The sequence below is a fragment of the Roseovarius sp. ZX-A-9 genome, assembly GCF_028369135.1.
GTDB lineage: Bacteria > Pseudomonadota > Alphaproteobacteria > Rhodobacterales > Rhodobacteraceae > Roseovarius.
The window spans coordinates 292,191-309,924 of the sequence record NZ_JAPWHW010000001.1 but is presented as its reverse complement, the minus strand read 5'-3'; the positions used below and the strand labels follow the sequence as shown (position 1 = coordinate 309,924).

Below are 17,734 nucleotides of genomic sequence, written 5' to 3'. Positions count from 1 at the left end.
TCAGATTGATCATCCGTCTGCCTCCCGCTGCTTCTGCTCGTTGCGTTGGAACAGGATGATCGGAATGATCAGGATCAGCAGCAAGATCACTGCCACCGCGCTGGCCACCGGCCAGTCTCGGTTGTTGAAGAATTCCTCCCACAGCACCTTGCCGATCATCAGCGTCTTGGAGCCGCCCAGCAGTGACGGGATGACAAACTCGCCGATGGTCGGGATAAAGACAAGGAAACACCCCGCGATGATGCCGTTCTTGCTAAGCGGAACAGTGACCAGCCAGAAGGCCGTGATTCGGCTGCACCCGAGGTCCTCGGCGGCCTCCAGCAGCGATGCGTCCAGCCGCTCCAGTGCCGAATAGATCGGCAGGATCATGAATGGCAGGTAGGTGTAGACGATGCCGATATAGACCGCCGTGTTGGTGTTGAGGATGGTCAGCGGTTCGCTGATGACACCGATCCCCAGCAGGAACTGGTTCAGATACCCCTCGGTGCTCAGGATACCGACCCATGCGTAAACCCGGATCAGGAAGCTGGTCCAGAATGGCAGGATCACCAGCATCATAAGGGTGGGGCGCCAGTGATCGGGGGCGTTGGCCATGCCGTAGGCGATGGGATAGCCAACGATCAGGGTCGCCACCGTTGCGATGAAGGCGATCTGCAATGAGGACAGATAGGCCTTCCAGTACAGGTCGTCAGTGGTCAGAAACTCGAAATTCTCCAGATCGAGCGCGCCCAGGAACGCCTTGAATCCCTCCCAACCGGCAGAGAAATCCAAGGTCGGCGTGTAGGGCGGGATCGCGAGCGCGATATCGCTGAGACTGATCTTGAGGACGATGAGGAAGGGCACCAGAAAGAGTGCCAGAAGCCAGAAATACGGGACGGCAATGAGGGCAAAGCGGCGCATTCTCTATCCCTCCAACAGGACGCCGGCCGTCTCTGTCCAACTAAGCCAGACGGTGTCCTCCCAAGTAAAGTTGCGTCGTGACAGGCGCCGTGTGTTCGCGATCTGTGACTTGATGATCTGCCCGGTTGGCAGTTCCACGTGATAGGTCGAAAGATTGCCCAGATACGCGATATCCAGAATCTTGCCCTGCACCGCGTTGGCCGCGCCCTCGGGGCGCTCGGCGGTGATCGTCACTTTCTCGGGGCGGATCGCCAGATGGCAGGTCTGCCCGTTCTCGAAGCTCTTGTCGGTCGTGGCCCGCAACGTTGGCTGGCCTTCGGCATAGGCGATGTCGTAGCCGTCGCCGGATTTGGTCGCGCGGCCTTCGATGATCGTCACGTCGCCGATGAAATCCGCGACATAGACGCAATTGGGCATCTCGTAGATGCGCGCCGGCGTGTCGGCCTGAATGATCCGGCCATGATCCATCACCGCAACTCGGCTGGCCACGGTCATCGCTTCTTCCTGATCGTGGGTGACGATCACGAAGGTGGTGCCGGTCTTTTCCTGGATATCCATCAGTTCAAACTGCGTATCCTGCCGAAGCTTGGCATCAAGCGCGCCCAGAGGTTCGTCCAGCAACAGCAATTTGGGTGCCTTCGCCAATGATCGCGCCAGTGCCACACGCTGCCGCTGTCCTCCCGAGATCTGGTGCGGCTTGCGTTTGGCGAACTTCTCCAGCCGGGTCAGTTTGAGCATTTCCTCGACGCGCGCTGCGATCGCGTCGGTTGCCATCCTGTCGCGTTTCAGGCCAAAGGCGATGTTGTCCCAGACAGACAGGTGCGGGAACAGGGCGTAGGACTGGAACATCATGTTCACCGCCCGCTTGTTCGGTGGAATCGGGGCGATGTCCTGGCCCGCCAGCAGGATGGTGCCCTCTGTGGGTTTCTCGAACCCTGCCAGCATGCGCATCATCGTCGTCTTGCCACAGCCCGACGGGCCGAGCAGCGCAAAGAATTCCTGCGCATAGATGTCAAAGGACTGGTTGTCGATTGCGATGAAATCGCCGAACCGTTTGGTTACGTTCTTGAATTGAATGAGCGGCTTTACGTCCGGGTCGTTCCACGGTGCGAAAACTGTCTGGCTCAAATTATGTCCCCCTGCGAGATCGAAAAAGGCCCGCGCAAACTGTGTTGCGCGGGCCGGGATGGTCAGGTCTTAGGTGCCTGACTTGATCTTGGTCCACAGACGGGTAACGACCCGCTGTACCTTGGGCTCAAACGGCGTTGTCGTGAACAGGTTGCTCAGTGTTTCTTCATCCGGATAAACCGCCGGATCTCCGATCACATCTTCGACCAGAAACTCCTGTGAAGCCTTGTTGCCATTGGCATAATAGACATAGTTCGATGCCGCGGCCGCATTCTCGGGGTCCATGATGAAGTTCAGGAACTTGTGTGCCGCTTCGGGGTTGGGCGCGTCCACCGGGATGGCCATTTGGTCGAACCACATCTGCGCGCCTTCCTTGGGCGCATTATAGACGATTTCAACGCCATTGTCGGCCTCGTCAGCCCGGTCACGTGCCTGAAGAATGTCCCCCGACCAGCCGACTGCGACACAGATATCGCCATTCGCCAGCGCGTTGATGAACTCGCTGGAGTGGAATTTCTTGATGTAGGGGCGGATGGGCATGAACACGTCTTCGGTCTTGGCAATCACGTCGGGGTCGTGGCTGTCGGGATCTTCGCCAAGGAATTTCAGCGCCATCGGGATCATTTCCGCCGGAGCATCCAGGAAATACACGCCGCATTTGGCCAGTTTTTCCATGTTCTCAGGATTGAACACCAGATCGAGAGAGTCGATTGGTGCGTCGTCGCCCAAGGCTTCCTGCACCTTGTTGACGTTCACGCCGATACCGGTGGTGCCCCACATGTAGTTGATCGAATAGGCGTTGTCCGGGTCGTATTGTTCGGTGCGATCCGCGATCAGGTCCCACAGGTTCTTGTGGTTGGGCAACTGGCTCATGTCCAGTTTCTGAAACGCGCCCGCGCTGATCTGGCGTTGCAGGAACGTGCCCGACGGCACCACGACGTCATAGCCCGAACCGCCGGCCAGCATCTTGGTCTCCAGAACTTCGTTGCTGTCAAACACGTCATAGGTCAGCTTCAGGCCGGTTTCTGCCTCGAACTTCTCCAGCAGTGATTCGTCGATGTAATCGGACCAGTTGTAAACGCGCACTTCCTGTGCGCCTGCCGCCGCTGTAAAAGCCAGCAGGGCAGTTGTTGTCAGAATAGTTGTTTTCATGTTTTTCTCCCATCGGTCAGCAGTCATGCTGCCTTACGCACGAATTTGATCAAGTTTTTCGCTGAGCGCAATATGGTAATGGTTTCACGCACCCGTTAAACTCGCAAGTCTGTAGAATGGAAAAGTAATCGTGAACCATACGGCCATGCAAAATGCCACCGCAGATTTCAGCCCGAAAGCCAGCACGGAAATGCGCCTGCCGGCCCATGAACTGATCTATCGTCGCCTGCGGGATATGGTTCTTTATGGCGATTTGACGCCGGGGCAGGCGGTCACGATCCAGGGGCTGACCGCACAGCTGGATGCGGGTATGACCCCCGTGCGCGAGGCGATCCGCCGTCTGATTTCGCAAGGCGCGCTGGAGTTTCGCGGCAACCGGCGGGTCAGCGTGCCAAAGCTGAACGCCGCTAATATTTCTGAAATAATACAGGCGCGACGGTGGCTTGAGCCCCATCTGACCCGACGCGCCGCAGAGCGCGCCGGGCCTGCCGACCTTGCCCGTTTGACAGAGATCGACACAGCGCTGGACGGGGCCATTTTCCGGGGCGACCTGCGCGCCTATCTGGAGCTGAATCACCGTTTCCATAGTTACCTGTACGATATGGCCGCCTCGCCGATCCTGACAGAGATGGCCCAAGGCCTATGGCTTCGATTCGGTCCGTCGCTGCGGGTGGTTTGCGGGCGCATCGGCACCCAGAACTTGCCCGACATGCACAAAGAGACGCTGCACGCTATCGGAATCGGCGATTTCGATGAGGCCGCCGACGCAATCGAGGGCGATGTGATGCAGGGGATGGAGCAGTTGCGCCTGTCGTTGAACTCCTCTTCCGGGGGAGACTGATTCGATTGACCATCTGATAATTTGATCATATTCTGCCCGGATTGAAATCTGTGACCGAAAAAGGGGCGCGCGCCGCGTCGCCCCGACATGCGAAAGGCCCCCCCTCATGACGCTCATCACCAACCACCTGCCAACCGCCGAACTTCAGGCGCTCGATGCTGCGCACCACCTGCATCCGTTCACGCATGGCGGCGAGCTGGCAACCAAGGGCGCGCGTGTCATCACTCGTGCCAAGGGCGTCACCCTGACCGACAGCGACGGCAACGACTATCTCGATGCAATGGCGGGGCTGTGGTGCGTCAATATCGGCTATGGCCGGGATGAGCTGGCCGATGCCGCCGCGCGCCAGATGCGCGAGCTGCCATACTACAACACGTTCTTTCAGACGACGCATGTGCCCGCCATCGCGCTGGCGCAGAAACTGGCCGAACTGGCGCCGGGCGATCTGAACCACGTCTTCTTTGCCGGATCGGGGTCTGAGGCAAACGATACTAATATCCGCATGGTCCGCACCTACTGGGCGCAAAAGGGCCATCCCGAGAAAAACATCATCATCAGCCGCAAGAACGCCTATCACGGCTCCTCTGTCGGCAGCGGCAGCCTTGGCGGCATGACGTTCATGCACGAACAGGGCGGCCTGCCGATTCCCAACGTGCATCATATCGATCAGCCCCATTGGTGGGCCGAAGGCGGCGATACCAGCCCCGAGGAATTCGGACTGGAACGCGCGCGTCAGCTGGAGGCGGCTATTGAAGAGTTGGGCGTGGACCGCGTCGCGGCCTTTATCGCCGAGCCGATTCAGGGCGCGGGCGGCGTGATCATCCCGCCTTCGACCTACTGGCCCGAGATTCAGCGTATCTGTGACAAATACGGTATTCTGTTGATCGCCGACGAAGTGATATGCGGGTTTGGTCGTACCGGTACTTGGTTCGGCTCGACCACTCTGGGCATCCGGCCGCATATCATGACCGTGGCCAAGGGGCTCAGCTCTGGCTACGCGCCAATCGGCGGCTCAATTGTGTGTGATGAAGTGGCCGAGGTGATCAACAACTGCGAATTCGCCCATGGCTACACCTATTCGGGCCATCCCATGACCTGTGCCGTCGCGCTGGAAAACCTGCGCATCCTCGAGGAAGAAGGCATCGTTGACCGCGTGGCATCGCACACCGCGCCCGCCCTGAAAAAGAAATGGGCCGGTCTGGTCGAACACCCGCTGGTGGGTGAGGCGCCGATTATTGGCATGATGGGGTCGATTGCGCTGACGCCGGACGCTGCAAACCGTGCCAAATTCGCCGGGAACGAGGGTGATGTTGGCCTGATCTGCCGAGAGCATTGTTTCCAGAACGGTCTGGTGATGCGGCATGTGGGTGACCGGATGATCATCTCGCCGCCGCTGGTAATCACCGACGCCGAGATTGATACGTTTATCGAACGCGCCTGGATCGCGCTGGACCTCACCTATAACCAGCTGAAGAAAGAAGGGCTGATGGTGGCGGCAAGTTGAGCCTTGACGCATAACCAAGCCTAACGGGCGCGGCCTGTGCGCTGCGCCCGCTGACATCCGGCGTTTCGACGCCTTGGATGCGTTCGCCGACGGTCTGAAAATCTGGGTAATATGCCTCCCGCGACCGGTAGAAGGCTTTAACCGCCGCCGCTGTTGGCAGGTGGCGGCGCGCTTTGCCATCGCTTCCACCGGGCAAATTCACCGACCCGAGCCTGTGGAATAGCTGCAACAATCACAGTGTATTGACCCCGCGCTGCTCGACAAAATCACGGGCGGCGGGCTAGCGGTGATGGCAATCGCCCTTTCTGGAACCGATCATGATCAACCTCGCCAAATCCTTTCTGGCGCTTCTGGCCCTCACATTGGTGGCTGCTTGCGGAACATCCCAATCGGGCGAATCTGCGCCGCCTCCGGGCACGCCGGCCGAAGTCGCGGCGCTGGCGGCTTCGATCCGCGCGCTCGGTCCCGAGGTCGACCCCGAAGAGGCAAGCCGCGCCGCGCAAGTGGCCTATGATTACACTCATACATTGGCGCTGCGCTATCAGATCACCGATCCGCCGCTCATCCACAACACCAAGGTCAACATGGGGACCAAGCCGCGCGGCTTGTGCTGGCACTGGGCACACGATCTGGAAAAGCGCCTGAAAGAGGAGCGGTTTCAGACGCTTGATCTGCACCGCGCCATTGCCAATTCCCGTAACTGGCGGATCGAGCACAGCACCGCCATCGTTTCGGCAAAGGGGGATCAGTTCAACGACGGTATCGTTCTGGACCCCTGGCGCAAGGGCGGCGTGTTGACATGGATGCCGGTGCGTGAGGATCCCCGCTATGGCTGGGAAGAACGGCGGCTGGTGCTGGAGCGCAAGCGCGGGCAACTGCCGCCCGAGGCATATGACGCGGCGATAGAGTAGCCTTCTTCGCACGGCTTGCGTTGCAATCGTTCCGGGCCACGTTCTACGCTACTCTGACACAGTCAGAGAAAGCGCCCGCCATGTCCCTCGCCCCAGAGTTAAAAGCCCGCATCCTGCAATCGGTCGAAGACGGCTTTGCCGATCAGGTTTCTTACTTGCAAAAACTGGTCCGCCTGCCTTCGGTCCGCGGACAGGAACATGCGATTCAGGATCTCGTGTTCCGCGAGTTTCAGGCGCGCGGCCTCAAGGTGGATCGCTTTGACATGGACCGTGACGCGATCGCCGCCCATCCTGGCGGCTCGCCCTTCTCGGACACCCATTCGGATGCGCCGATTGTCGTCGGCATCCACCACCCGCGCGAAGAGGTGGGCCGTTCGCTGATCCTGAACGCGCATCTCGACGTGGTGCCGACCGGCCCGCGCGAGATGTGGCAGAATGATCCGTATTCTGCGCATATCGACGGTGATTGGATGTATGGCCGTGGCGCGGGCGACATGAAGGCCGGGTCGGGCGCCAACCTTGCCGCACTTGATGCGCTGCGCCGCGTCGGGCTGCAACCGGCGGCCACGGTCTATGTTCAGTCTGTGGTCGAGGAGGAAAGCACGGGCAACGGCGCGTTGATGACCTTTCTGCGCGGCTATACCGCCGACGCGGTACTGATCCCCGAACCCGAGGCCGAGATGCTGGTGCGTGCGAATGTCGGCGTGGTTTGGTTTCAGGTCACGGTGCACGGTACTCCGGTCCATGTGGCCCAAATGGGCGAGGGCGCAAACGCCATCGACGCGGTTTATCGCGTGGTTCAGTCTTTGCGAGAGTTGGAGACCGCATGGAACGCGCAAAAGGCGGCGCATCCGTATTTCGAAACCTATGACCACCCGATCAACCTCAACATTGGCAAGATCGCTGGCGGTGACTGGGCGTCGTCCGTGCCTGCCTGGGCCACGATTGATTGTCGCGTGTCGCTCTATCCCGGCCAGAATGCTGCCGAGGCGATGCAGATCATACAAGACCACATCGCCGCCTACGCGCATACTGATCCCTACCTGTCCAACACGCCCCCGACCGTTACATTCAATGGCTTTACCGCCGAGGGCTACGTGCTGGAGCCGGGCAGTGACGCCGAGGCGGCATTGGGGCGCGCGCATGAGGCCGCCACCGGCGAACCGCTCCAGTCGTTCACCGCGACGGCCTATCTCGATACGCGGGTTTATGCGCTCTACAACCAGATCCCGGCGCTTTGCTACGGGCCGATCTCGCGCAACATCCACGGCTACGACGAAAGCGTCAGCCTGAGCTCGGTCAAGCGGATAACCGGCGCGATGGCGCTGTTTATCGCAGAGTGGTGCGGGGTGGAGGCGATCTAGACGCCGGTGCCGCACCACCCCGCAATCCGAAAAGTCAGTCCTTCACGAACATTTTCCTTGGTCGGTTGCAGAACGTCTCGCACGGGCCGTCCTCTGTGATCAGGATGCTTTCGGTGATCTCCAGCCCCCAATCATCCATCCATAGCCCCGGCATGAAGTGGAATGTCATGCCCGGCTCCAGCACGCTTTCGTCCTCGGAGCGCAGGCTGATGGTGCGCTCGCCCCAGTCGGGGGGATAGCTGAGGCCGATGGGATAGCCACAGCGCGCGCCGCGTTCGATTCCGGCGCGTTCCAGCGGGGCGGCCAGCGCGTTGGCGATATCGCAGGCCCGGTTGCCGGCCCGCGCCTTGTCCAGCCCGGCCTCCAGCCCTTCGACCAGCGCCGCCTCGGCGCGCAGCAGAAAATCGTCAGGCTTGCCCAGAAAAAGCGTCCGGCAGAATGGCGCATGGTAGCGGCGATAGCAGCCGGAAATTTCAAAGAAAGTTGCCTCGCCCGTCGCGAATGACCGCCCGTCCCATGTCAGATGCGGGGCGGCGGCATCGCTACCCGAGGGCAACAGCGGCACGATGGCCGGGTAATCACCCCAGGCGCCATCCACCCCTCGCAACGCGTCACGATAGATCTCGGCCACGACCTCGTTCTTGGGCACACCCGGTTCGACCCGCTCCAGCAGCCCGTCGACGATCTTTTCGCTGATCGCGGCGGCCTTGCGGATATAGGCGATCTCTTCGGCGGACTTCACGCCGCGCTGCCAGTTTACCAGAGCGGTGGCGTCGCTGAACGTCGCATCACCCAGTTCGGCCTCCAGCACCGCATAGGCCTTGGCCGAGAAATAATAATTGTCCATCTCGACGCCGATCCGCGCGCTGCCCCGGCCCATGTCTTTCAACCTTGCGGCCAGATCCTGCATCGGGTGGCGTACCGTGGATTGCACGAAGTGATCGAGATACCCCATCACGCGATCATCGCTCATCCAGACGGTGCGCACGCCGCCATTCGCGTCCTGCCTGCGGCCCCACCAGATCGGATCTTCGTCAAGGAACACCAGCACGCCCTGATGCACATAGAACGACCAGCCGTCATAGCCGGTCAGCCAGTTCTGGTTGGACGGGTCGGTGACAAAGAGGACGTCGATCCCCGCGGTCTCCATCGCCTTGCGGGTCTTGGTCAGGCGGCGCTGAAACTCTGCGGTCGAAAACGGCAGGTCCTTGTGAATCATATCTCTCTCCTCTCCTTTGTCGCCCGCAGCCTGCCCCAGGACAGGGGCGCTTGCACGCTTCTTTTTGCACTGCCCTGCGCTTGACCTTTGCGCGCGACCAGCCAAAGACTGCACCAAACCAGCCGGAGCGCCTCGCGATGCAGCCCACCCTTGCCGATATCCTTGCCGCTGCCCGCGTGATCACGGGCGTGGCGGACCACACGCCGCTGGTGCCGTCGCCGTTTCTGACAGCGCATACCGGGCACGAAGTGCTGCTGAAGCTGGAGAACATCCAGCCCATCGGCGCCTTCAAGCTGCGCGGCGCGCTCAATGCCGTGGCTGCTTTGGACGGGGCGCAGGGCGTGACCTGCTGTTCGACCGGCAATCACGGGCGCGGTGTTGCCTATGCGGCGCAGCAACGCGGATTGCGGGCGGTGATCTGCATGTCCAACCTGGTGCCAGAGGCCAAGGTGAACGGAATCAAGGCATTGGGCGCCGAGGTCCGCATCTGCGGCAGCAGTCAGGACGAGGCACTGGCCGAGGCGCAGCGCCTTGTGGCCGAGGAGGGGCTGACCGAAATCTCGCCCTTCGATGATCCGCATGTGATCGCAGGGCAGGGCACCATCGGTCTGGAATTGCTGGCGGCACGGCCCGATCTGCGCACGCTGCTGATTCCGTTGTCGGGCGGCGGGCTGGCCGCTGGTGTCGCGCTGGCCGCACGCCGCATCAGCCCCGATATCCGCATTATCGGCCTGACGATGGATCGCGGTGCGGCAATGCATGACAGCCTGAAGGCCGGGCATCCGGTCGAGGTGGTCGAGCGTGCATCTCTTGCTGACAGTCTCGGTGGCGGCATCGGCATGGATAACAAGCTGAGCTTTGCGATGTGCCGTGATTTGCTGGATGATGTTATCCTGGTTTCTGAGGCCGAAATCTATCACGCCATGCAGGCGCTTTACTATGAGGATCGCATCGTTGCCGAAGGTGCCTGCGTCGTCGGCATCGCGGCGTTGTTGAACGGTAAGGTGGCGCTGGACGGGCCTGCCGCGACGATCATCACTGGTCGGAACATGGACATGGATATGCACGCAAGGATCATGGCGGGGCAGGATGTGACCCTTGGTGATCTTCATCTGCCCGGGCAGGTGTATAAGGGCACATCATGATCCGGGCCGTACAAAAAATTTACTCCCTGAAGGAAAACACGCTTCATGCCTCACGACATTCGCATCCTGACCGAAACCCAATTGCGCGGGGCGGTTCGCCTCGATATGGGGACGGTCCAGATCGTCGAGCGCGCTTTTGCAGCGCTGGCAAGGGGGGCTGTCATCATGCCGCCCATCCTGTCGATGGATCTGGAGAAGGTCGGCGGCGAATTCGATGTGAAAACCGCCTATATCGACGGGCTGGAACGGTTCGCGCTGAAGGCCAGCACAGGGTTTTTCGGGAATGCCGCATTGGGATTGCCCAGCCTCGGGGGGCTGATGATGGTTTTCTCGGCCAAGACGGGACAGGTCGAGGCAGTGCTGCTGGACAACGGGTATCTGACCGATATCCGCACCGCGGCGGCAGGCGGCGTGGCCGCGATGCATCTGGCGCCGGTCGGTGTGCGTACTGCGGGTGTGCTGGGCACCGGCCTTCAGGCGCGGCTGCAACTGCAGGCCGCACATTTGGCGCGCCCGTTCGAGGCAGCGCTGATATGGGGCCGCGACCCGGCCAAGGCCGAGTCTTGCGCCCGCGAGATGACCGATACACTGGGCGTGCCCGTCCATGCCATTACCGATCCCGCGGATCTGGTTGCGCGTTGCCAGTTGGTCATCACCACGACACCCAGCCGCACGCCGCTGATCACCGCCGACATGCTACACCCTTGCCTGCACATCACCGCGATGGGATCGGACGCCGAGGGCAAGACCGAAATCTCGCCCGAGGCTCTGGTGGCGGCAGATGCCTATTACTGCGACCGCGTCAGTCAATGCCGTAGCTTGGGCGAGCTGCGCGGTGCGGTTGAGGCAGGGCTGTGGGATCGACCTGATCCGCCCGAGTTGGGGCAGGTGATCATGGGCGAACTTGAGGGGCGCACCGAAGAGGAGCAGGTCACGATCTGTGACCTGACCGGCACCGGCGCGCAGGACACCGCGATTGCTACGCATGTGATGGACGTGCTGGGCAGCGCGGACATCGGCACAATGATCAGGACCTGACACATGATGCGCCTTGACGCTCGCGACATCGACATTCTGCGCGCTCTGGCAAGAGACGGGCGCATGACCAACGCGGCATTGGCCGAAACCGTGGGCCTTTCGGCCAGCCCCTGTTGGGAACGGGTGCGCAAGCTGCAGGAGGCCGGCATCATCGACGGTATCCATGCCCATATCAGCCTGCGCAAGCTCGGGCCGCATGTGGAGGTGTTCGTCACTACAGAGCTGAGCGACCACACCGCTGCGGCCTTTCGGATCTTCGAGGCGGCGATGGCGCGGTATACCGAGGTCACCGGCTGCTGGGCGTTGGGCGGTGGCTATGACTATCTGCTGCATGTGGTGACGCGCGACATCGACAGCTATCAGCGTCTGATCGACTCGATGCTGGAGGCGCGGATCGGCCTGTCACGCTATTTCACCTATATCGTGACGAAAACCGTCAAAGATGACCCGGTGCCACCCATTGCGGCGGTGCTGGATCTCGACTGACAGAATAATCTTCTGGGGAATGCCGGGATTTCAGTGACACAGGCTGACCCATTTGGGGCATGTTTCGCCCAAAGACGCCGGGGACAGGCCCGGCCAAGATGTTTCAGGAGTAAGAAAAAGATGCTGCGCAACGATCAACTCGCCGAATGGGATCGCGAGAATTTTTTCCATCCCTCGACCCACCTGGCGCAATTCGCCCGTGGCGAACTGCAAAGCCGCATCATCAGCGGCGCGTCGGGATGCCATATCGAGGACCGCGACGGGAACAAGCATCTGGATGCCTTTGCTGGCCTCTACTGTGTCAATGTCGGATATGGCCGTACCGAGATCGCCGAGGCGATTGCGAAACAGGCACACGAACTGGCCTATTACCATGCCTATGTCGGCCACGGCACCGAGGCCTCCATCACCCTGGCCAAGATGGTTCTGGATCGTGCGCCCGATCACATGAGCAAAGTATATTTCGGTCAGTCGGGATCGGACGCGAATGAAACCAACATCAAGCTGATCTGGTATTACAACAATATCCTCGGGCGCCCCGAGAAGAAGAAGATCATCAGCCGCTGGCGCGGGTATCACGGCTCTGGCCTGATGACCGGTTCGCTGACCGGGCTCGAGCTTTTCCACAAGAAATTCGATCTACCGCTGGAAGGGGTGCTGCATACCGAAGCGCCGTATTACTTCCGCCGTGATGATCTGGACCAGACAGAGGAACAGTTCGTCGCCCATTGCGTCGCCAAGCTGGAAGAGATGATCGCACGCGAAGGTGCCGACACCATCGCCGCATTCATCGGAGAGCCGGTGCTGGGTACGGGCGGTATCGTTCCGCCGCCCGCAGGTTATTGGCCCGCGATTCAGGCGGTGCTGGACAAGCATGACATCCTGCTTGTCGCTGACGAGGTTGTGACCGGCTTTGGCCGACTGGGCACGATGATGGGTTCGGACCATTACGGGATCAAACCTGACCTCATCACCATCGCCAAGGGCCTGACTTCGGCCTATGCACCCCTGTCCGGCTCCATCGTCTCTGACCGGATGTGGAAAGTGCTGGAACAGGGCACCGACGAGAACGGCCCGATTGGCCACGGCTGGACCTATTCGGCGCACCCCATCGGGGCTGCGGCCGGTGTGGCCAACCTCAAACTGCTCGATGATCTGAAGCTGATCGAGAACAACCGCGAAATCGGTGGCTACCTCAATTCCACAATGCGCGACGCGCTGGGCGATCACCCGCAGGTCGGTGAAATCCGGGGCGAGGGGATGCTCTGCGCCGTGGAATTCGTCAAGGACCGGGGCGACCGGGTCTTTTATGATCCAAGCGAAAAGGTCGGGCCGCGGATCGCCGGGGCGCTGGCGGATCTGGGCGTGATCGGACGGGCCATGCCCCAAGGTGACATCCTGGGCTTCGCGCCGCCATTCTGCCTTAGCCGCGCAGAGGCCGACGAAGTTGTGAGCAAAACCGTAGAGGCCGTTGGCCGGGTCCTGTGATGATTACTTGGCGCGCCTTTTGGGCGCGCCAAGCCGAATATTTGCCAATGAACGTCGCAATCCGTACGAAAAACACCGCTTATTGCTTGCATCGTGACTGTGATGTGGATTTACTGCGGGATGCACGCAGGAAAAACTGCGAATAAAAAAACTCAGGGAGCCGATTTTGGCGGAAAAAAACAACGATGATGCGTTCGTCGAATTTGAGCGCGTCCAAAAAAGCTATGATGGCGAAACACTCGTCGTCAAAGATTTGAACCTGTCGGTACCGCGCGGCGAATTCTTGACAATGTTGGGGCCCTCAGGCTCGGGTAAGACAACTTGCCTGATGATGCTGGCCGGGTTCGAGGTGGCAACACATGGCGATATTCGCCTCGGTGGCACGTCGATCAACAACATCCCGCCGCACAAGCGCGGCATCGGCATGGTCTTCCAGAACTACGCCCTGTTTCCGCACATGACGATCGCCGAAAACCTCAGCTTTCCGCTGGAAGTGCGCAAGATGGGGAAATCCGACCGCGAAGCCAAGGTCAGGCGCGCGCTCGAGATGGTCGAGATGGGCGATTTTGGCGGGCGCCGTCCTGCACAGCTCTCCGGTGGTCAGCAGCAGCGTGTCGCATTGGCGCGCGCTTTGGTGTTTGAGCCCGAGTTGGTCCTGATGGACGAACCGCTCGGCGCGCTCGACAAGCAGCTGCGGGAAAAGATGCAGTTCGAGATCACCGATCTGGCCCATAACCTCGGGATCACCACGGTTTATGTGACCCACGACCAGACCGAGGCGCTGACAATGTCGGACCGCGTTGCGGTATTCGACGATGGCCGCATTCAGCAGATCGACCCGCCCGACAAGCTCTATGAAGAACCCGACAACAGTTTCGTCGCGCAGTTCATCGGCGAGAACAACACGATGCTCGGCGTTGTCAGGGAGATCAAAGGCGGCACCGCATTGGTCGAACTGGATGGCGGCGCGCTGATCGACGCCAAACCGGTGAACGTGAGCGAAGTGGGCGCACGTACACGGGTGTCGATCCGGCCGGAACGTGTTGAGGTTGACCAGAGCCGGCTGAAGCCGGGCGCGCATACGCTCAAGGCTGAAGTGCTGGAATTCATCTATATGGGTGACATCTTCCGTACCCGCCTGCGTGTCGGCGGCAATGACGAGTTTATCGTCAAGACGCGCAACGCACCTGACCAGCGGCGCATGCAGCCCGGAGAGCAGATCGAGATCGGTTGGCTCCCAGAGGATTGCCGCGCGCTGGATGCGTGACAGGTTAGAAATATCGCGGCCCTCCGGGGCCCGATGAACAGGGGGCCACACTGCCTCGCCCGTGGCCGGGCCCTCCTTCGTAAACAACGGGTCTCACTAGGGAGAAATTTGTATGAAACTCACCAAGACACTGATGACCACCACGGCGCTTACGGTCGCCGCTGGCATGGTCTCGGCGGATGCCCACATGGCCAACGAGCTGACAATCGTTAGCTGGGGTGGTGCCTATTCCAAATCGCAACAGCTGGCCTATCACGACCCCTACATGGCAAAGACCGGCATCAAGATCATCAACGACGAAAGCTCGGCTGAAGCAGTCGCCAAGCTGCGCGCGATGAACGAAGCGGGCAACGTCACTTGGGACGTGGTTGACGTGGTTGCCTCAGATGCGATCCGTCTGTGCGACGAAGGTCTGGCGATGGAAATCGACCCTGACACCATGCTCGCCCCCGCGCCCGATGGCACGTCGGCCGAGGATGACTTTGGTGACCTTCTCGTCTCCGATTGCTTCATTCCGCAGATCGTCTATTCGACCACCTTCGGTTATCGCACCGACATGGTGCCTGAAGGCGTGGATGCACCTGACGATATCTGCGACGTGTTCGACCTGGAAACCTATCCGGGCAAGCGTTCGCTGGAAAAGCGTCCGATCAACAACATGGAATGGGCACTTCTCTGCGACGGCGTTGCCAAGGACGAAGTCTATGACGTTCTGGGCACCGAAGAAGGTCAAGAGCAGGCACTGGCCAAGCTTGAGACCATCAAGGACGACGTGATTTGGTGGTCGGCTGGCGCGGATACGCCTCAGCTGCTGGCAGACGGCGAAGTCTTCATGGGTTCGACCTACAACGGTCGTCTGTTCAGCGTGATCGAAGAGCAGAAGCAGCCTGTCGCGATGATGTGGGACGCGCAGGTGTTCGACCTTGACGGGTGGATCATTCCTACCGGCCTCAGCGACGAGCGCAAAGCACGTGCCTTGGACTTCATCATGGCGACGACTGACACTCAGCATCTCGCGGATCAAGCCAAGTACATCAGCTACGGTCCGGCGCGCGCGTCTTCCGCACCGCTGGTAGGTAAGCACGCCGATCTGGGCATCGAAATGGGACCACACATGCCGACCGATCCCAACAACGCCAAGAACACGTTCCTCTACAACTACGAGTTCTGGGCTGACTACCGCGACGACATCGACGCCAAATTCCAGGCGTGGCTCGCGAAGTAAACGAACCCGCAGGATGCGCGCTCGTCGCGCATCCTGCCACTAATTAAAGTACGGCCCGCTTGTACGGACCGTACGATCCAACCGGGGGAACAGGACCATATGCCCAAGGGCTATATCATCGGTCATATCACGGTGAATGACGCGGACGCGTATCGCGAATACGTCGAGAAGGATACACCGATCCTGCAGGGTCTTGGTGGACGGTTCATCATCCGCGGTGGGCAGTCCGAGGTTGCCGAAGGCGCCGCCGAGAGCCGCCACGTTGTCATAGAATTCCCCACATTTGAGGCCGCGAAGGCCGCCTATAATGATCCGGAGTACCAAAAGGTAGCCGATATCAGGCGGCGCACGGCAACAAGCACAATCATTCTGGTCGAGGGCGTCTGACATGAGCGATACAACCAAACCAGCCAAGGTTCTGGCCGCCGATGGCACGCCGCTGAAGCGCAGCCTCAACCGGGCCTTGCGCCTGCAGAAGATGCGGGCGCTGATGCTGATCGCACCGCTGCTGTTGTTTGTCCTGCTGACCTTCATCGCGCCGATTGCGGACATGCTGTTTCGCTCGGTCGAGAACCAGATCGTTTCGACGACATTACCGGGCGCCACACAAGGGCTGAAAGACTGGGATGCCGCATCGGGCGAAGCGCCTGACGAAGCCGTATTCGAGGCGCTGTATTATGATATGTTCCTGGCCGCCGAGGCCAAGGAACACACGAAGCTTGGCACGCGGCTGAACTACGAAGAGACCGGGATTTCGTCCCTCTTCCGGTCATCGGGCCGCAAGCTGGATGATATCGGCGACGATCGTATCGACGCGCTGGAGGATCTGGACGGCGTCTGGAAGGACGCGGCCTTCTGGTACGCCTTGATGAGCGGGCCGGACGGCGCGGCGAAGGATAATGCCTTGCTCAAAGCGCAGCGTAAACGCCTGACCGACCTGACCGATGACCCCCATAGTGGCGATATCGGCTTTGAACCGGGTGCAGAGATCAGCGCGCTTTTGCCCCGCACCGCTTCCGAATACACGGCATTTGCGCTCTTCACCGCCATCGATGATGGCAAGGTCGTTGCCAAACGGAAGCCGTGGGAAGCGGTCAAGGTTGCGCTGACCGAGGATTTGCGCAGTTCAGACACGGCCAGCGCGCTGGCGAGCTATTCCGGCCCCGGCGCAGCAGAGCTGAAGGCGGCGCAAGTCGTCGTCGCGAACATGGAACCACTGAGCTTCCGCGACTCGTTCATCGACATCGACAAGAACTGGGGTGATGTGGACAACTGGCAGACGATCCAGATCTACAGCCCAAAATACACCACCGGTTACTTCCTGAACGCCGCGGACATGCAAAAATCACCGGACGGTGCAGAGTTCCGCGACGAGAAAGAACGTATCTACGGGCTGCTGTTCAAGCGGACGCTGTTCATGAGCCTGATGATCACCGCAAGCTGTATCATTCTGGCCTATCCGGTCGCGTGGATCCTGGCCAACCTGCCGATGCGCACGGCGAACCTTCTGATGATCCTTGTGTTGCTGCCGTTCTGGACCTCACTGCTAGTGCGAACCTCTGCATGGAAGGTGATGCTGCAACAGCAGGGGGTGATCAACGATGTTCTGGTCTGGCTCGGCCTTGTCGACGACAGCGCCCGATTGATCATGATCAACAACCAGTTCGGTACCATCGTGGCGATGACGCATATCCTGCTGCCGTTCATGATCCTGCCGATGTACTCGGTGATGCAGACCATTCCACCGTCCTACCTGCGCGCGGCCAAATCCTTGGGCGCGACCAACTGGACGGCCTTCTGGCGGGTCTATTTCCCGCAATCGGTGCCGGGCATTGGCGCGGGCAGCATCCTCGTCTTCATCCTGTCGATCGGCTACTACATTACGCCCGAAATCGTCGGCGGTACCACCGGCACGTTCATCTCGAACCGGATCGCCTATCACATCTCGTCCTCGCTCAACTGGGGCCTTGCTGCCGCTCTGGGCACCATCCTGCTGGCGGTCGTCCTGCTCCTTTACTGGGCGTATGACAAGATCGTCGGCATCGACAACGTGAAGCTGGGGTAAA

The 17,734-nt window shown here is 60.4% G+C and carries 16 protein-coding genes; 12 read left to right on the top strand and 4 right to left on the bottom strand.

Going from position 1 to position 17,734, the window contains the following annotated elements:
• Window positions 1-9 precede the first annotated feature (9 nt).
• The 3 genes from O3306_RS01405 to O3306_RS01395 form a co-directional block, all read right to left on the bottom strand.
• Window positions 10-900: an ABC transporter permease subunit gene (locus O3306_RS01405; protein ID WP_272002255.1), complete on the bottom strand. Its 891-nt coding sequence runs from the start codon at window positions 898-900 to the stop codon at window positions 10-12.
• Window positions 901-903: 3 nt separating this feature from the next.
• Window positions 904-2,028: an ABC transporter ATP-binding protein gene (locus O3306_RS01400; protein ID WP_272002252.1), complete on the bottom strand. Its 1,125-nt coding sequence runs from the start codon at window positions 2,026-2,028 to the stop codon at window positions 904-906.
• A 69-nt stretch (window positions 2,029-2,097) separates the two neighbouring features.
• Window positions 2,098-3,180, bottom strand: coding sequence for a polyamine ABC transporter substrate-binding protein (locus O3306_RS01395; RefSeq protein WP_272002249.1), 1,083 nt, complete (start codon window positions 3,178-3,180; stop codon window positions 2,098-2,100).
• Window positions 3,181-3,325: 145 nt separating this feature from the next.
• Here O3306_RS01395 and O3306_RS01390 point away from each other — a divergent pair, with 145 nt between their 5' ends.
• The 4 genes from O3306_RS01390 (at window position 3,326) to O3306_RS01375 (ending at window position 7,800) form a co-directional block, all read left to right on the top strand.
• A complete protein-coding gene (locus O3306_RS01390; protein WP_272002246.1) occupies window positions 3,326-4,021 on the top strand; it encodes a GntR family transcriptional regulator in 696 nt (231 codons plus the stop codon).
• A gap of 106 nt (window positions 4,022-4,127) precedes the next feature.
• Window positions 4,128-5,525 carry an aspartate aminotransferase family protein gene (locus O3306_RS01385; protein ID WP_272002243.1) on the top strand — a complete coding sequence of 466 codons (1,398 nt, stop codon included), beginning with the start codon at window positions 4,128-4,130 and terminating at the stop codon, window positions 5,523-5,525.
• A gap of 317 nt (window positions 5,526-5,842) precedes the next feature.
• Window positions 5,843-6,436 carry a hypothetical protein gene (locus tag O3306_RS01380; protein ID WP_272002241.1) on the top strand — a complete coding sequence of 198 codons (594 nt, stop codon included), beginning with the start codon at window positions 5,843-5,845 and terminating at the stop codon, window positions 6,434-6,436.
• A gap of 80 nt (window positions 6,437-6,516) precedes the next feature.
• Window positions 6,517-7,800, top strand: coding sequence for an ArgE/DapE family deacylase (locus O3306_RS01375; RefSeq protein ID WP_272002237.1), 1,284 nt, complete (start codon window positions 6,517-6,519; stop codon window positions 7,798-7,800).
• Between the two features lie 34 nt (window positions 7,801-7,834).
• On the opposite strand, the gene O3306_RS01370 is transcribed toward O3306_RS01375, so the two are convergent.
• A complete protein-coding gene (locus O3306_RS01370) occupies window positions 7,835-9,019 on the bottom strand; it encodes a M24 family metallopeptidase (protein WP_272002235.1) in 1,185 nt (394 codons plus the stop codon).
• Window positions 9,020-9,156: 137 nt separating this feature from the next.
• Between O3306_RS01370 and eutB the strand changes: the two genes are divergently transcribed.
• From eutB to O3306_RS01330, 8 genes are all read left to right on the top strand, one after another.
• On the top strand, window positions 9,157-10,164 hold the full coding sequence (gene eutB, locus O3306_RS01365; RefSeq protein ID WP_272002232.1) for a hydroxyectoine utilization dehydratase EutB: 1,008 nt from the start codon (window positions 9,157-9,159) through the stop codon (window positions 10,162-10,164).
• 45 nt (window positions 10,165-10,209) lie between these two features.
• The gene (locus O3306_RS01360) at window positions 10,210-11,202 is read left to right on the top strand and encodes a cyclodeaminase (protein ID WP_272002229.1); all 993 of its coding nucleotides are present in this window, start codon (window positions 10,210-10,212) and stop codon (window positions 11,200-11,202) included.
• A 6-nt stretch (window positions 11,203-11,208) separates the two neighbouring features.
• Window positions 11,209-11,688 (top strand): Lrp/AsnC family transcriptional regulator, encoded by a 480-nt coding sequence (locus tag O3306_RS01355; protein WP_272002817.1) that lies wholly within the window; start codon window positions 11,209-11,211, stop codon window positions 11,686-11,688.
• A 120-nt stretch (window positions 11,689-11,808) separates the two neighbouring features.
• Window positions 11,809-13,176: an aspartate aminotransferase family protein gene (locus O3306_RS01350; protein ID WP_272002226.1), complete on the top strand. Its 1,368-nt coding sequence runs from the start codon at window positions 11,809-11,811 to the stop codon at window positions 13,174-13,176.
• A gap of 166 nt (window positions 13,177-13,342) precedes the next feature.
• A complete protein-coding gene (locus O3306_RS01345) occupies window positions 13,343-14,443 on the top strand; it encodes an ABC transporter ATP-binding protein (RefSeq protein WP_272002223.1) in 1,101 nt (366 codons plus the stop codon).
• Window positions 14,444-14,555: 112 nt separating this feature from the next.
• A complete protein-coding gene (locus O3306_RS01340) occupies window positions 14,556-15,668 on the top strand; it encodes an extracellular solute-binding protein (RefSeq protein ID WP_272002221.1) in 1,113 nt (370 codons plus the stop codon).
• 99 nt (window positions 15,669-15,767) lie between these two features.
• Window positions 15,768-16,055, top strand: a complete 288-nt coding sequence (locus O3306_RS01335) for a DUF1330 domain-containing protein (protein WP_272002219.1) — start codon at window positions 15,768-15,770, stop codon at window positions 16,053-16,055.
• Between the two features lies 1 nt (window position 16,056).
• Entirely contained in the window at window positions 16,057-17,733 is a 1,677-nt protein-coding gene (locus O3306_RS01330; protein WP_272002216.1) for an ABC transporter permease, read from the top strand.
• Window position 17,734: the final 1 nt, after the last annotated feature.

Coding starts and splice junctions, on each gene's coding strand:
- O3306_RS01340 (WP_272002221.1), top strand. CDS start 14,556: ATGAAACTCACCAAGACACTGATGACCACCACGGCGCTTACGGTCGCC.
- eutB (WP_272002232.1), top strand. CDS start 9,157: ATGCAGCCCACCCTTGCCGATATCCTTGCCGCTGCCCGCGTGATCACG.
- O3306_RS01405 (WP_272002255.1), bottom strand. CDS start 900: ATGCGCCGCTTTGCCCTCATTGCCGTCCCGTATTTCTGGCTTCTGGCA.
- O3306_RS01335 (WP_272002219.1), top strand. CDS start 15,768: ATGCCCAAGGGCTATATCATCGGTCATATCACGGTGAATGACGCGGAC.
- O3306_RS01395 (WP_272002249.1), bottom strand. CDS start 3,180: ATGAAAACAACTATTCTGACAACAACTGCCCTGCTGGCTTTTACAGCG.
- O3306_RS01350 (WP_272002226.1), top strand. CDS start 11,809: ATGCTGCGCAACGATCAACTCGCCGAATGGGATCGCGAGAATTTTTTC.
- O3306_RS01355 (WP_272002817.1), top strand. CDS start 11,209: ATGCGCCTTGACGCTCGCGACATCGACATTCTGCGCGCTCTGGCAAGA.
- O3306_RS01360 (WP_272002229.1), top strand. CDS start 10,210: ATGCCTCACGACATTCGCATCCTGACCGAAACCCAATTGCGCGGGGCG.
- O3306_RS01370 (WP_272002235.1), bottom strand. CDS start 9,019: ATGATTCACAAGGACCTGCCGTTTTCGACCGCAGAGTTTCAGCGCCGC.
- O3306_RS01390 (WP_272002246.1), top strand. CDS start 3,326: ATGCAAAATGCCACCGCAGATTTCAGCCCGAAAGCCAGCACGGAAATG.
- O3306_RS01385 (WP_272002243.1), top strand. CDS start 4,128: ATGACGCTCATCACCAACCACCTGCCAACCGCCGAACTTCAGGCGCTC.
- O3306_RS01330 (WP_272002216.1), top strand. CDS start 16,057: ATGAGCGATACAACCAAACCAGCCAAGGTTCTGGCCGCCGATGGCACG.
- O3306_RS01380 (WP_272002241.1), top strand. CDS start 5,843: ATGATCAACCTCGCCAAATCCTTTCTGGCGCTTCTGGCCCTCACATTG.
- O3306_RS01375 (WP_272002237.1), top strand. CDS start 6,517: ATGTCCCTCGCCCCAGAGTTAAAAGCCCGCATCCTGCAATCGGTCGAA.